The sequence below is a fragment of the Endozoicomonas sp. ALE010 genome (assembly GCF_049310165.1).
In the GTDB taxonomy this organism is placed as follows: domain Bacteria; phylum Pseudomonadota; class Gammaproteobacteria; order Pseudomonadales; family Endozoicomonadaceae; genus Endozoicomonas.
In genome coordinates this window covers 19440-34542 of sequence record NZ_JBLYNV010000058.1, presented here as the reverse complement: position 1 = coordinate 34542, position 15103 = coordinate 19440, and the positions used below count along the sequence as shown (strand labels likewise).

At 49.7% G+C, this 15103-nt stretch carries 14 protein-coding genes and 1 pseudogene; 5 read left to right on the top strand and 10 right to left on the bottom strand.

The genetic code is table 11. The features are described 5' to 3' along the window. Nucleotides 1-87 precede the first annotated feature (87 nt). From ACO6UY_RS19525 to ACO6UY_RS19485, 9 genes are all read right to left on the bottom strand, one after another. Nucleotides 88-1230, bottom strand: a complete 1143-nt coding sequence (locus ACO6UY_RS19525; RefSeq protein WP_422450295.1) for a hypothetical protein — start codon at nucleotides 1228-1230, stop codon at nucleotides 88-90. A 99-nt stretch (nucleotides 1231-1329) separates the two neighbouring features. Further along, a complete protein-coding gene (locus ACO6UY_RS19520) occupies nucleotides 1330-1779 on the bottom strand; it encodes a YcgN family cysteine cluster protein (protein ID WP_422450294.1) in 450 nt (149 codons plus the stop codon). Then, complete coding sequence (locus tag ACO6UY_RS19515) at nucleotides 1776-2075, bottom strand: YcgL domain-containing protein (RefSeq protein WP_163369715.1); 300 nt, start codon at nucleotides 2073-2075, stop codon at nucleotides 1776-1778. The genes ACO6UY_RS19520 and ACO6UY_RS19515 overlap by 4 nt, the downstream gene beginning before the upstream one ends. Further along, nucleotides 2076-3227: a ribonuclease D gene (rnd, locus tag ACO6UY_RS19510; protein WP_422450293.1), complete on the bottom strand. Its 1152-nt coding sequence runs from the start codon at nucleotides 3225-3227 to the stop codon at nucleotides 2076-2078. Between the two features lie 204 nt (nucleotides 3228-3431). After that, complete coding sequence (htpX, locus tag ACO6UY_RS19505) at nucleotides 3432-4322, bottom strand: protease HtpX (protein ID WP_422450292.1); 891 nt, start codon at nucleotides 4320-4322, stop codon at nucleotides 3432-3434. 357 nt (nucleotides 4323-4679) lie between these two features. After that, nucleotides 4680-5117, bottom strand: a complete 438-nt coding sequence (locus ACO6UY_RS19500) for a hypothetical protein (protein WP_422450291.1) — start codon at nucleotides 5115-5117, stop codon at nucleotides 4680-4682. A gap of 35 nt (nucleotides 5118-5152) precedes the next feature. Beyond that, a complete protein-coding gene (locus ACO6UY_RS19495) occupies nucleotides 5153-5530 on the bottom strand; it encodes a hypothetical protein (RefSeq protein WP_422450290.1) in 378 nt (125 codons plus the stop codon). A gap of 138 nt (nucleotides 5531-5668) precedes the next feature. Next, on the bottom strand, nucleotides 5669-7981 hold the full coding sequence (locus tag ACO6UY_RS19490; protein WP_422490926.1) for a hypothetical protein: 2313 nt from the start codon (nucleotides 7979-7981) through the stop codon (nucleotides 5669-5671). A 400-nt stretch (nucleotides 7982-8381) separates the two neighbouring features. Beyond that, nucleotides 8382-9596 carry a pyridoxal phosphate-dependent aminotransferase gene (locus tag ACO6UY_RS19485; protein ID WP_422450562.1) on the bottom strand — a complete coding sequence of 405 codons (1215 nt, stop codon included), beginning with the start codon at nucleotides 9594-9596 and terminating at the stop codon, nucleotides 8382-8384. Nucleotides 9597-9754: 158 nt separating this feature from the next. Here ACO6UY_RS19485 and msrB point away from each other — a divergent pair, with 158 nt between their 5' ends. From msrB to ACO6UY_RS19460, 5 genes and pseudogenes are all read left to right on the top strand, one after another. Continuing rightward, nucleotides 9755-10144 (top strand): peptide-methionine (R)-S-oxide reductase MsrB, encoded by a 390-nt coding sequence (gene msrB, locus ACO6UY_RS19480; protein WP_209200597.1) that lies wholly within the window; start codon nucleotides 9755-9757, stop codon nucleotides 10142-10144. A gap of 102 nt (nucleotides 10145-10246) precedes the next feature. Next, nucleotides 10247-10447, top strand: a pseudogene (locus ACO6UY_RS19475) (hypothetical protein); the annotation flags it as partial. 39 nt (nucleotides 10448-10486) lie between these two features. Next, nucleotides 10487-12085: a tetratricopeptide repeat protein gene (locus ACO6UY_RS19470; RefSeq protein WP_422450561.1), complete on the top strand. Its 1599-nt coding sequence runs from the start codon at nucleotides 10487-10489 to the stop codon at nucleotides 12083-12085. A gap of 8 nt (nucleotides 12086-12093) precedes the next feature. Continuing rightward, nucleotides 12094-12291, top strand: coding sequence for an IS66 family transposase (locus ACO6UY_RS19465; RefSeq protein WP_422450288.1), 198 nt, complete (start codon nucleotides 12094-12096; stop codon nucleotides 12289-12291). Between the two features lie 300 nt (nucleotides 12292-12591). After that, on the top strand, nucleotides 12592-14202 hold the full coding sequence (locus ACO6UY_RS19460) for a hypothetical protein (protein ID WP_422450287.1): 1611 nt from the start codon (nucleotides 12592-12594) through the stop codon (nucleotides 14200-14202). Between the two features lie 46 nt (nucleotides 14203-14248). Here ACO6UY_RS19460 and queF read toward each other — a convergent pair whose 3' ends face one another. Continuing rightward, nucleotides 14249-15100, bottom strand: a complete 852-nt coding sequence (gene queF, locus ACO6UY_RS19455; protein WP_422450286.1) for an NADPH-dependent 7-cyano-7-deazaguanine reductase QueF — start codon at nucleotides 15098-15100, stop codon at nucleotides 14249-14251. Nucleotides 15101-15103: the final 3 nt, after the last annotated feature.

The window sequence follows — 15103 nt, the reverse complement described above, 5'->3', positions numbered from 1 at the left end:
AATAGTGGTTCTATTTGCTAAAAATTTCCGACTTTTTAGACCAATTTGCTGCCACCGCAGTAGGGTAGTCTATTCTCGGACAGGCTCCTAGCAGGCGGTGTTTTTTTTATAATTTTCATAAGCGGATATTATTCCGCTCATCCCTCCTGCTGAGGTAAGGACCAGCAACAGTATGGGGCATGCGTACCCAGTGATAAAGGAAGCCGCTGAGGTTGTCATGGCGAACTTTGATAAGTGCGACAGGAAGTCCGCCAGCAGGGTTGCACTGGCACCGGAAAGAGACCCATAGATATAGGCTTTTCTGACACATTGGCAAAACGTTTCAGGAAGCAGGTTCATGACTGGCCTGATACATTTGTACGTACCATAACCCAGTATTCGCAGGATATTGTCAGGCTGTTGCCGATGCTCATGAAGATGCTTGCCACAGGAATAAAGACCATCAACGATGCCAATAGCCACCATGGCAGAGATAATACCTGCTGCACCTTTTGCCTGACTTATATAGTCCAGTGCATCAGCAGAAATAGTGCCTGCCGCCCCGTTACATAATACTTTGGCGGCAAACTTTTTCAGTGTGTCATCATGCTGGACGACATATCGGGAATATACTTTTTGGGGATTGAGTGTTTGCAGGACTTCAGAAAAAATATCACTGGCAAAACCGTGTTCATTTAACTGACTGATGAGCGCAGAGTCACCTTCAATAGCACTAATGGTTTCGCTGGCCGTATTGCCTGCGTTCTCTTCTGCAAGCAGGAGCGGTGATTTATTGGTGCTGCCTTCGATGTCAATAATACAACAATCGTTTTTTTTACCGGGCTTTTGCAGTGCTGAAGGCTTCCCATACACGGGGGGCTCTCTATAAGCTGAGGGCTCTCTATGCCCCAGAGTATCACCCTCCTGGCCTACCGTGGATTCGCTGTTTTCTTTGCAGTTATCTTTACGACAACATGATGCTGACAAGGTGTCATCTGCCACCTCAATGGCAAGCATAAGCGGTGGCTGTGCAGGCTTGCCTTCTACCTGTCTGGCTGCAAGCCCACAATGTTTCAGTGAATGTTCTGTGCCAGGGCTGGCGTTTTCAAAACTCTGCCTTTTCGGCTCATCAACCATGCTGATACAACGGCCTGACACGGTGGCAACAGTGCCACACCGGACACGCACTGAGCTAAATGCCGGAGAGGTCATTATTGCTGTTGTTTGAGCATGGCTAACTGAGCAAAACATAAATAACGTCCTGTCATTTGATCAAAATTTCAGGGAGGTTACCGGACTGATTCATTGTATGAATGTTGGATGAAGGTCGTATTAAATGCTGTTGATCCTTCAGCCAATCATATTGTGGGGAATGATATAGTCCTCAAGATCATCTTCTGCAATATCATTTTCTGAATGTACCCATCCTTTTACCGAGATTCCGGCCTGATGGATAGATTCACAGGAGCCGGATAACAGTGGATGCCAGTCAAACAGCGGTTTCTTTTCGCTGATCAGCCGATAGGCGCAGGTTTCGGGCAGCCAGTGGAACAGCTCAACATCTTTCAGCGTCAGTACTGTACATTCCGGCACGATGTCTTTACGGTTCGGGTAGTTTTGGCATTGACAGCTGCCGGTGTCCAGCAGTTTACAGGCTACTGACGTGTAATAAACCGTATCCGTATCTTCATCTTCCAGTTTGTGCAGGCAGCAGCGACCACAACGATCACAGAGGCTTTCCCACTCATCGGCGGTCATTTCTGCCAGGGTTTTGGTTTCCCAGAAAGGTTTTGCGGTCATGTTGGGTCGTTAAATGAAAGAAACTCATCCGGCAGTTTGATCAGGTAATCATCCTGCTCTTTGGGGGGCATTTGCAGATAGAAGCCATGATCGGAAATCCCCTGAAGGACACTGGCAGTCTCTACCCGTGCCAGCTTTTTCTCCGGCGTCAGCAACAGGTCAAAAACATGCACCGGTTTGCCAAAGGCTTGCAATAATGCCTCTGGCAGGGTCTTTTCCAATATAGCTCCCTTGTTCAGGTACAGGTACATACCTTCCCTTTTCGGGCTTTTATAGATGGTCACCAGAGACTTCATTCAATGGCCTTTTTCCTGTTGACTTAATTGATTGAGCTGCTGAATCAGCGGGGTGCCGATGATATCACGACGCCAGCCCTTGAGGGTATCCGGTAGCATAAAACGACCATGATCCAGCCAGCTGCGCAGCAGTGGTGTGGTTAATTTGCCCGGCATCAGCAGCTCCATAGGCAACTGCAATTCAACAGCCAGTTGCGACATCAGTGTTTTGATCTGCTTACCCCAATCCCTGACATTTTTTGGCAGTGGCAGAGGCAGCTTTTCAGGCCTTTGTGCTTCCGGAATCTGACTGGCCGATCTGATAATATCCACTATCTGCTCGCCATGGTTGCGGATAATACTGGCACGCATTTCTGGTATTTCCCGCAGGGCATTCATGGCTTTAGGCTGAAACCTCGCCAGTGGCCAGAGGCTGCCTTTGGGGATAACCCGGTTGCGAGGAACATCCAGACTGCGGGAGGCAACTTCCCGAAAGTGGCAGAGTGCCTTTAGTACAGCCAATTGTTGGGGGCGCAATTGCCAGCCTCGTTTTACCTCTTTCCAGGCATTTCCCGGATCAAAAGGCAGCACATTCAACGTCATGGCCAGGCACTCATCCTCCAGCCAGGCCTTTTTCGGCGTTGGCACCAACAGCTGCTCCAGGTGCTGATAAATCTCCAGTAAATGTGCAACATCCAGGCTGGCATAGCGAATCTGGGCATCCGTCAATGGTCGCTGGCACCAGTTAGACCTTGTCTCATCCTTGGGCAGATCAATGTTCAGTACTTGCCTGAGCAGGGCCTGATAACCAAGGGAAAATCCCAGGTTAGCAAACGCTGCGGCCAGCTGGGTATCAAACAGTGGTCTGGGAACGGTATCGGTTAACAGCTTGAACACTTCCAGGTCTTCACTACAGGCATGAAGGACTTTAACCACCGAGTTGTCTTCAAACAATCTGGCCAGTGGTTGCCACTGATCAATGGCCAGTGGATCGATCAGAAAAACATCCGCGCCTGTGCCCACCTGAATCAGCCCTGGCTGTGGGTAGAAAGTGTCTGTACGAATAAACTCAGTATCCAGAGCGATGGCATCAAGCCTGGACCATCGCTGGCAATAGTCTTCAAGTGACTGATTGTTATTGATCCAGACTGGCTCTGGCGACAAAAGTTGCATATCGAAAGGTTCTAACGAAAAACCCCATTATAAACAGTCAATAGCAGCTGTTGATAGACCGGAGCGGTTTTTCTCAGTCCTGTCTTTTCATCTGTCCGGCGCTGGTTGACATTTAAAGATCACAAACGGTTCGACGGAAAACCTTTTTTTGTTGTGCACTGAGTGGTTAAAAAAGGCCGGGGATTACCGGCCTTAAGGGGGAACTTAATGGTGAGCGCGTAGCGCTTCAATGCGCTGGTCTAACGGCGGGTGACTGGTAAACAGGGCTGCCAGTCCACTGCGATCACCGCTGCGGATACCAAAGGCAGTCATGGTTGCAGGCATGGCACTCGGCGCTTCATACTCGGCACGCAGGCGTTCCAGTGCGGCAATCATATCTCTGCGGCTGGCCAGTTCGGCACCGGCTTCATCTGCCCTGAATTCCCGCTGACGGGAGAACCACATAACGATAGCACTGGCCAGAAAACCAAGAATAATCTCGGCGATAAAGCTGGTTATGTAAAAACCCATACCGACGCCACCTTCGTCTTCATCATCACGACGCAGGAAGGAATCAACGGCATAACCGATAATCCGGGCAAAGAACATGACAAAGGTGTTCACAACCCCCTGGATCAGGCTCAGGGTAACCATATCGCCGTTGGCAACGTGGCCAATTTCGTGACCAATAACTGCACGGGCTTCGTTCGGGCTGAAGCGGTCCAGCAGCCCTTCGCTAACCGCAACCAGCGCGGCATTTTTATTCCACCCGGTGGCAAAGGCATTGGCTTCCGGGGAGTGGAAGATACCCACTTCCGGCATGCCGATGCTGGCCTTTTCAGAGAGTTCCCTGACCGTCTCAACCAGCCACTGCTCCCGGGCTGTTTGCGGTTGTTCAATAATCTGCGTCCCTGTGCTCATTTTGGCCATGGTTTTGGAGAGTAGCAGGGAGACAAAAGAGCCGGCAAAACCGAATACAGCACAGAATACCAGCAGGGAACCCATATTCAGCCCCTGGTGGCTCAGATAACTGCCGACGCCGAGAATATTCAGTGTGATACTGGCCAGCAACAGGACTGCCATGTTTGTGGCCAGAAACAACAGGATTCTCTTCATGAGTTAAGGTGACCTCATCGTCATCATTGTCATTAAACAGCAAAGTAGCTGGCCATATGGAATCATATATTTCTGGCTACTTGGGCAGGTGCTATGCGAGGCACAACGGAGGGAGCATAGCCGTAGCTATATGACCGGAGTTGTAACGAAGCACGACTGCATGGATGCAGGAGCTAGAGCAACGCAGGAACTGTTGCCGAGAGTGCCTGAACAAGGAGTCAGAAATATATGATTTCATATGGTTAGCTACTTATATAAAGGCGACTATTTATCCTTTCAAGAGCGTCTATAAAATGCGCTTTATTTTTACATGGTACTGACAGAAAAAGAGCCGGATACCTGCCCCCATTCTGCTCACTATTCGGTAAAAAATTGCAGCGCAGCCCTGGCAATCGCTTCACCGCCTTTATTGTTAAGGGCCTGTCGGCAATGCCAAGCCATTGTCGCCTGTTTCCGGGCAACAGACGGCGGCAGGTCGTTCTTTTTATTATCCGGATTATCCGGGGCAGTGGTGGGCAGACTTAAGCGTAAAAAGCTTTTTTCCGTGAGTACCACCTGATCCAGCGCGTCTTGCCGGATCGTATCCTGATAACGAATATAGCCTTCTGAAGCCAGCCAGAGCATAGCATCAAAACAGGCTTTGTGGCGCCGGTTAGGGATGCCGTACTCGTCGGTGCCGGCGTTGGTAATCAGATCGTCAACGTAAAGTGTTGTCAGGCGGGGGAAGCTATTATAAAGCTGAACCAGCGTTTTTACGCAGTCCTGGTAAAATTCGTCAATGTGTATGTCGTTCATAGATCATCCATAAAAACGCTGAAAGGCTGACACTTTCAGAGGTTAATGTCCAAGTCAACAGCAGCTTTTCCATTAACATAATTCGCAATTACATAATCAGATACAGTCGTCTTCCCGGTAATGTCTTCGAAGGTCTGAGCCATCCTTCCCAAAGCTGCTCCGACCACTACTACTGCGGGTATGACAACAGGGGCTCTCGTCGACATGGATCTGATGAATGGTTGGCCGGTTGCTTTCGCCATCTGTTTCGCGATGTAAACGGTATTTCTTTCTAAAACAAAAGTCCCTACGCCAACCTTCAATCCTAAGTATGCCCCGACTTTGGTTAATGTGTCCGTCTCAAATTTAGTGCCACGGCAGGTGATACACGCAAGCTGTGCAAGCTCCTTACTGGTTTCAGTTGTGCCTTTCATGAGCAATGAATCCTGTGAATTTTATATTTACTGCGTCATAACCCGGGGAAATTATAGAGTAAATCTCTGCCTGTTGTGCGAGATTCAAGGCTTTTGACAATTGCCGGTTACACCTTTTTTTTGTTGGCAACAGCGTTATTAACGCCCTTGGCTCCAGCGCTGCTGCTGATTTTTTCGCATCAGGTCATGGCGGCTATCCTGGCCTGCTTCAGAAACCGGTTTTTGATAGTCCGGCTGAAGTCGGGTCTTCGCTTCAAAGAAAAACCGGGCGCTGTCTGAGTGTTGTTTCTGCCTCGGAAATATTTCTGCCAGAAAGCCATGGATATGCCCAGCCGTACTGCCCAGGGCACAGCGCATAAAAAATTCCATCTCTTTTTTTGCTTCGGGATCTTTCAGAAGCTGCAACCATTGGACGACGGTGTCGACCAGTTCCTGGTCCGATGCCTGCTCAGGCAATGGGCTGTTCCTGCGCATGGCAAGGCAGACGGATTGCTTCAGAGATTGCCAGGATATATCCAGCAACTCTCCTTTTTCTCTGTCCGTCAGGCCTACTGCCCCGTATTCTCCGTTAACATAGCGCATAATGGTCCAGGACAACTCCAGTGTCAGGCGATAAATGCCAATGGTACCCTTTCGGGTCGGATCGGCAAGGACTCTCTGGTAGCAGGACAGCTCGCTGATGATATCACCATAGGCCCGATGGGCATTGACCTCCGTGAGCAATTGCCGAATGCCACCGTTCCAGTGATCTTTTCGCATGGTTTCCGTTGCTGACAGCGTTTTTCCATAAGGCCCCATCACCTGGTATGAGTCATCCGGCATCAGCGATTCTGGTCGGTTACGGCCCTGCCAGATTCTGATCCCGGCCTTCAGTTTTTTGCACAGTTCCTTTACCAGGGTTTTCCGGCTCCGGGGCAGTGCTGGCATGACAACATCTGCCTCTGTGTTGAGAGTATCCGGCTCTTCGGGAGGCTCTTCGACGGTTCCGGTGCCTGCCAGTGTCACCGACTCTGTAACAGTTGGCGCATACTGTGGCAACAGTGCCGCCAATTCCCCTCGTAATTGCTGAAGCACGGTATGTTCGTGCTGCGTCCAATAGGCCTGGGGATGACTAATCAGATTGTCGGCCTGTGCTTTCATGGTCTTAAGCTGTTCAAAGCTTAACCCGGGGAGTCCTGTTGCCAGCGGCTGACTGCGCAGCTTTATGCGCAGGATTTCCAGTTGCAGGCGGACATCAGGCTGCTTCTGCCCGGGCATCCGCCGACAACCGCTCTCCGCCTGGATAATGGCTTCATAGGCACGGTGGTGTTCACCCTGTTTGTTCAGGATAAATGCCTTGAGCCACAGCACCGGGTAGTAGTCAGGGACTGTGGCTTCGGGTATCTGTCCATGATTGCCTGTGAACAGGGCATCCAGCATCGCTTGGGCCTGGGGATGATATTGCGCCAGTCGTTGTGAAAGTCTTTCACGCCGCGGATCCGATAACGCTTCGGACGGACAATGGGCCACGGCGTACAGCAGCGCAAACCAGTTGTGGTCAACCTTATCAACGACCAGTCTGAGGATAAACTCAATATACAGGTCGCCCTCAGGAAAATAAGGTCTGAGCGCATTCAACTGGTTCACAAACTTGTCTTTTATGCGCAATTCCATTTGGTGCGGTTCGCCATCCTTTGCCTTTGAATCAATGATTTTGTTCAGATGATCCAACTGCGCGATACATGCTTTAATGACATGACCAACAAATATCTCTTTACCAGTAAACGACGTTTGCGGATTAAGGATACCTTTCTTATTAAGCTGGTTAAGGACGGCCAGTAAATGCAGTGAATTATCCTGACCATAAGTGCGTTTATCAAACGCGGCCATGATTGTCTTTACTGAGCACAACATCTCAGAATCCAGTTCCCGGTCATGGTCGAGTACCCTGGCCAGTGACCTGGCAAACAACTCACACCATTTGGAATATAGTTTCTGTTCGGATTTTTCGTTTTTTTTCAGTGATTTTGCTGTTGGATCAACAAAAAGTGAAAAGCATTTAAGAACTCTCTTCAGCAGAGTGACAGATTCGGTTTTATTCGCCTGATCGATATTATCCGGTAAGTTTATAACAATATCATCTGTCGTATTTTTGCTGACTGATTCGCCATCATCATCGCTATCACTGGTCACACGGTATAACTCTTGAGCGATCTGACGGTTTATGTCATCGGCGATTTCATTTATTTTTTTATAAAAATTTTCCTGGAATTCCTCATAAAAATCTGCGGATTTCATCAGGCGTTCAAAAGTTGCCAGATTTGTACAAGTCGCCATTGCCTTGACGCACTCCTGGTGCAAGTCTTTACACTTGTTCATATGCTTTAACAGTTGTCCCGTATCAACACCGTGCAGTAACTCACCTCGTTCCAATGAAGCGTCTGGATTATACGTGCGAAAATTATGTTTCATGAAGTTATTCAGTGCACCCATTTCAGCAATCATGCTTTTTAAAATAAGCTGGTGTTTTTGGGCAGGTGTTATAGATTGAACTTGCCGTCCACCCAGTTTCCCGGTTTTACGTGATGACGCCCCGGCTTTTCTGCAATCATTATTGGGTGGATCCGCAGAGAGTGCTGTATTGGATGTTGTGGGAGGCAAGTTATCCACAATGATAATCCCATTGTAATTACTTTTATTTCTTCCCTGACAAGCTCAGTTATTAAATAGAACAATGGCTTTTAAACAGAACACTGGTTTTTTAATTGGTAGACAAAAATAAATAATAAAAGTTCAACCCTTTTAAGCTGTTAACTACTTATGTTGAACCTATGGGAGCCACCCCGGCATAGCCGGGGGTTAACGGTGTTAATTACTGCCGGTATCGACTGAGGAACCGTTCAAGTTTGGTCATTACGGTTTCCAGGTCTTCTGTCCTGGGGAGCGAAATGATGCGCAGATGGTCAGGCTCAGGCCAGTTGAAAGCAGTGCCCTGGACCAGCAGTACTTTTTCCTGAAGGAGAAAATCCAGTACCAGCTGTTCATCATCATGGATCTTGTGATGTTCAGGGTCGAGCCTGGGGAACAGGTAGAGGGCTCCTTTGGGCTTGGTACAGCTGACGCCCGGTATCTGATCCAGCATTTCCCAGGCCCGGTTACGCTGCTCAAGCAGTCTGCCGCCGGGCAATATCAGGTCATTAATACTCTGGTAACCACCCAATGCGGTCTGAATGGCGTGTTGCGCAGGTACGTTGGCACAGAGGCGCATTGAGGCCAGCATTTCCAGGCCTTCAAGGTAGCTTCTGGCATTTTGCTTCGGGCCGGACACCACCAGCCAGCCCGCCCGAAAGCCGGCAACCCGGTAAGATTTGGACAGGCCGTTAAAACTGATACAAAGCACGTCGTCCGCCAGCGAGGCCAGGGCCGTGTGCTCAACCCCGTCATAGAGGATTTTATCGTATATTTCGTCAGCGAATATGATCAGGTCGTGCTCTCTGGCCAGCTGTACGATCTCTTTCAGAAGGTCGTCCGGATAAACCGCACCAGTCGGGTTGTTTGGATTGATAACCACAATCCCCCGGGTTTTGGCGGTAATTTTACTGCGGATATCGTCAATATCCGGACACCAGTCTGACTGCTCATCCTTACGATAATGAACGGCACGGCCACCGGACAGATGCACAGCGGCGGTCCACAAGGGGTAGTCCGGAGCCGGGATCAGCATCTCATCGCCATTGTTCAGCAATGCCTGCATGGTCATCACCACCAGCTCACTGACACCGTTACCGATAATAATGTCTTCAACAGAAATGGGCGGGAAGTTCTTCTGTTGACAGTACTGCATAATGGCCTTGCGGGCTGAAAACAGGCCCTTGGAATCACAGTAACCCTGCGACAACGGCAAATTGCGGATCACGTCCTGGGTGATTTCATCGGGGGCATCAAAGCCAAACGCCGCGGGATTGCCCGTGTTCAATTTAATGACACGATGTCCCTCTTCTTCCAGCCGCTTGGCTTCACGAAGAACGGGGCCGCGAATGTCGTAACAGACATTGTCGAGTTTGGTGGATTTTTCAATATCCTTCATGGATGTCTTACCGATGGTTTCAGGTTCTTTGGGCTTGCCGTGTGGCATTATGAATTGATCTTGCAAGAGTTGCACTAGTGTAGATAGTTTTTAACCGGGCGGTTATCCTAGGAAAGTCTCTGTTGACTGATGAAAGTGGAATAAGAGGGCAGTATTTGATGACCGAGAAAAAATCAGATGAACAGTGGCGGGCAACGCTTACCGATGAACAGTACTATGTGTGCCGTGAAAAGGGGACTGAGCAGCCTTTTACCGGCGAATATAACTTCTTTGAGAAAGATGGTGTTTTTCACTGTGTCTGCTGCCAGCAAAAGCTGTTTGACTCATCGGTGAAATTTGATGCCGGGTGTGGTTGGCCCAGTTTCTACCAAACCATCGACAGCGATGCGATCACCATGCAGGAAGACAACAGCCTTGGCATGGAGCGCACTGAAGTCCTTTGTTCTAATTGCGGTGCTCACCTGGGCCACGTATTTCCGGACGGGCCGGAACCTACCGGTCTGCGATATTGTATCAACTCGGTGGCGATGAAGTTTAAAGACCGGTAGTCCTGCTGGCTACTCATGAAATAGATCAGGAAATAATTTCGGCACTCTTTCGAATGGAGCTTTTTCACGGAACTTCTGGTTGATAGACAAGTCTGACAAGTTATGAACAGTATCAGTCAATCTTGTGCAATCTGCTGGGATGAAATCAGGGAAAGTCCTGGTACAAGATGCTCTCGAACTGCAGCGGCCCTGGCCCGGAAGATCCGAATCAAAGACACGGCTACGGTCGTAAGGTTACAGCCGTGCACTCATGAATACCACCACGCATGCATAAGCAACTGGGTGAAAATAACCCCACGGTGTCCAATTGACCGCCGCTTGATAACGGGCAGTACTCCCTCAATGACCTGGCCCGTAAATCTGCGGAAGGAGCTGTTCAAGTCAATTGAGGGTAACCGGGTCAGGGATGTAGAAGATATTCTGGCAACCGGGTTCAACCCCGGTCAGCGCTCGTTCCTGGATAGGAAAAACCCGCTAACCCTGTCGTTAAAGCAACAACGTTGGGAAATAGCAGCACTGCTGATCAGCGCGGGATTGACCACCAACAATAAAGTAGCGCAAAACAGACTGGGCTTGATGTACCTGTACGGTCTGGGGGTGGAGCAGAACTTCGCCGAGGCCCTGACCTGGTTCTACAAGGCCGCCGACCACGGGAATGCCAAAGCACAAAACAACCTGGGCTTAATGTACCTGATTGGTCTGGGGGTGGAGCAGAACTACGCCGAGGCCCTGAACTGGTTCCAAAAGGCCACCAAGCGTGGGGACCCCGACGCACAAAACAACCTGGGCTCTATGTACTTAAGGGGCCTGGGAGTGGGGCAAAACTACGCCAAGGCTTTCACCTGGTTCCGCAAGGCCGCCTGCCAGGGATACAGTTCCGCGCAAAACAACCTGGGCTGGATGTATGCAGAGGGCCTGGGGGTAAGGAAGAGCTACGCCAAAGCCCTGACCTGGTTTTGTAAGAGTCTCGAACAGGGAAGTGTCGCCGCACACAACAATCTGAGCTGGATCATCGGGGAGTTACCTCGGGAGACCGAGCAAAACTGCATCGAGGCCTTTATCTGGTTCCGCAAGGCCGCCAAAAAGGGAGACCCCAGCACGCAAAACATCCTGGGCTGGATGTACTTTAAGGGGCTGGGGGTGGAGCAAAACTACGGTGAGGCTCTGACCTGGTTCCGCAAAGCCGCTGACCAGGGACTCGCTGCCGCACAAAGCAACCTGGCCTGGTTGTACTATCAGGGTCTGGGGACGGAGCAGAACCACACCGAAGCCCTGACCTGGTACGACAAGGCTGCCAACCAGGGAGACACCGCATCGCAATATCAGCTGGGTCGGATGTTTCTGAAGGGGCTGGGAACAGAGCAGAATTATGCCGAAGCCCTGATCTGGTCCCGCAAGGCCGCCGACCAGGGAGACGCAGGTGCACAACACAGTCTGGGTTGGATGCACCAACACGGTCTGGGGGTGGAGCAGAGCTATACTGAGGCCCTGGCCTGGTACCGCAAGTCTGCTGATCAGGGACACGCCGGTGCACAAAACAACCTGGGCTATTTGTACCTGATGGGTCTGGGGGGGGAGCAGAACTACGCCGAAGCCCTGTTCTGGTTTTGCAAGTCTGCCGACCAGGGCGTTGCCGCTGCACAATATCAGCTGGCCTGTATGCACCTGAAGGGCCTGGGGACGGAGCAGAACTACACCGTGGCCCTGACCTGGCTGGAGAAGGCCGCCAGGCAGGGGCACATCCCTGCACAAAAAAATCTGGCCCGGCTGCATGGCAACAGCCTGGAAAGAGCTGGACATCATCCCTGCCAGGGTGAGAGTAAAAGAGATCCTACAGGAGAAGCGGGGTATTCCCGGAGTCGCAAGACGACAATCAACCAGAAAGACGAATCACCAAAGCCGCTGAGTTGCCCAGGCATCCTATTCCCAAGTCAGCAGTGACAACCTGCATGCTGGCCTACATCATTGTTGCCAGGTTCTGTGATGCCCTGCATCTATACCGGCAGGAAAAAATCCTCGCCTGCTACGGTGGTTCGGTCACCCGCACGACTATGGCTAACTGGTTGATGCGTCTGTCCCGGCAACTAACTGATCAACCTGATTGCAGTCTGCCGCCAGGAAGGCATAACGCAGCTTGGGTGTTTTGACCATGTGAGACGTAAATTTATCGATGCCAAAAAAGGCGAGGCCAAGCCAGGCAAAAAGGTAAAGGGCAATTTTAAAGAACTGCCTTATGCCGACACGGTTGAGAAACGGGAGCGGCTGCTACCTTGGACAGTGAAAGCATCTAAAGGATAAGTCGTAAAGTTTGGGCTGGCTATGACGGCGGTTTTATTGGCGCTTACGATAAACCTGAGACTTTTGTTTGACTGTTTGCAACTAATTGCTTTTTTTATTGTCTGTTTGAGTACTGACAACAATAACCTTAGCGAGGTACTTAATCAGTTATGCAACCTGCAAAGCTCCAATCATCACCTCTACCGCTCAGCTCAAACGGGCAGGAACCATCTGACCAGTCAATAGAAAAACCAGAAAAGGCTGAAAGCAGCTTTTTTGGCGCTGTCGTTACCAGCATACTCCACGCTATTGGCTTCCTGGAAACCGGCACCGGCACAGATACGGCCCTTGCCGACAGAAAAATTTCTTCCTCTGATCAAGGCGGCCCTGCTGGTAAAGGCACACAATCCGAAACCGGCATAACAACCGATCCGCAGCCCGCAATTCTGATGGATCCGGAAGAGGCTCTGTCAGCTCTTAAAGAAGCTGTAAAAGCAAAAGATGCCGCAAGGGTTCAATCATTATTGGCATCGCTGAAACTGTCATCCCCGGATCAGGCTGCTCAAAAAGCCGGGGATATCCTGAAAACCGTCTTGCAGGATAACTTACCATCTATCCGTAGTTTGCCCCCGGAAGAGTACAATAAGCTTAAAGCGCTTATCGACTGTTTGCTGGCAGGTTGTGACCATGATGATAGTACACTGGCAAATTCAGCTCTTGAGTTGTTCTTCGACCGGAAAGATTTCGACCATGCCTGTCATATTAAAGATACCTGCAAAGCAACTGCAAATCTTGAAGCAGACCGTCTCAGGATAGCTCTCGATGAACTGGTCCAGGAATACGCACCCTTCACTGAACCTGCCAAAACTATCGAAATACTGCTCCAGCAATGCAATTCAGACGCTGAACGTAGCAAAGCTCTCGATGAACTGAACGAGAAATACGCATCAGACGCTGAAAGTAGCAAAGTTCTCGATAAACTGATCGGGAAATATGGACCAGACGCTGAACCTGGCGAACACTCCCTTTATGACCATGGCAAAGCAATACTGAAACTGGCAAATCTGCAAGATGCCCAATCCCTGGAGTTTGCCAAAAATACTCTGGCTAACGGGCTGGAAAAATGTTTGCAAGACGCTAAATGGCTACTAATACTGGACGAAGAAAAGTACGAAGACATAGTGAATTTTTTTGAGGAATTTTTCAATCACGGCATCAAGGATACCAAGCTGGCTTACTCCCTCATGAATCTCTGTTTTACCAGGCTTAATTTCGATAGAGCAATAGATATTTCAAAAAAATTCAGAGTTCACCTTACCGACAAGGACCTTGTCAAAGCCCTCATGAAAGAATCTCGCCAATGCTCTTACGATGTCGATAAACTGCTGAAACTGGCAGCTCCCGAGGCAGCTGGCAAACAAATAATTAAAGACACCCTTAAGGATATTTTGACAAAAAAGCAACGTGTAATCAGGTTCCTGGAACCCCACGAGATTTCAAATTTCAAGGATTTTATCGCATCTTACGCTTGGCACCTTCCCGGAGAGGTCAGTGACAAATTGTTCCTGCTCAATCCGCTCATTGCGTTTTGTGTCCGCGGAAATGAAATTGACATGGCAAAAAGACTGAAAATGCGTTTTGAGGGGTGTTACCTTGAGCAGCAGGCTTACAAGGAAGCTGAACAAAACGTTACTCTGTCTTCACTCGATGAGACAAAGAAATCAAAGATATTAGACGATTTACGGGATCTGACCGAGCATACCAAGAGCAAGACCGATTAAACACCGGCCTTCCCGCTTATTGTGCCTGATGAGAAATCATTGAGACTTATTGTCTAATCAAACGCAGAGCCCCTGGTTTGCTATCTGATTTACTGCGCCAGGGGTTAATATCCAGCCCACCCCGCCGCAGATATTGGGCATAGATCGTCAGCTCTGTAAACCTGTAGTGTTTTTGCAGATCAACAAACGCTCGCTCAACACACTGTTCATGGAACTCCTGGTGGTCCCTGAATGAACAGACATATTTCAGTAGCGATGCATGATCAATCTGCTCACCACAATAACTGACCACCAGCGTTCCCCAATCAGGCTGACCTGTAACCGGACAGTTGGATTTCAGCAAATGGGTATTCAACGTCTCACTGACTAGCCCATTATCAGCCGCTGATTTATCACCTGTTGAGCTTCTGGCCAAGAGCGTTGGGTCATACTGGTAACAATCCACAATGACATCAACTTCATCAATATTGGTTCCCGGCGCAGGATCAAAAGCACGAGCCTCAAATTCATTGATGGTATATAGCCGCACTGCCACCGGTGCTTTGGCTGCTGCCGAAAGGTCCCGGGCAATACAGTCTGCAACCTGTTCAGCACTGGCAAACCGGGATTGATTAAATGAGTTGAGATACAGTTTGAACGACTTGGATTCAATCAGGCAGGGGGAGCTGCAGGGCAGCTCAAACCGGGCAACGCGTACAACGGGCTTTCCGGAAAGGTTTAACCAGGAAAGCTCATAGCCATACCAGAGATCACGACCGTAAAACGGCAAATTATCCGGATCAATACCCAGCTCTATACGCTTGTCTTGCCGCTCAATGGGAAACAGCAGCGAAGGATCGTATGCCGATTTGTAGTCGCTGTTTTTACCCAGCGGTGAAGCATGCAGAACATCATTCATTGC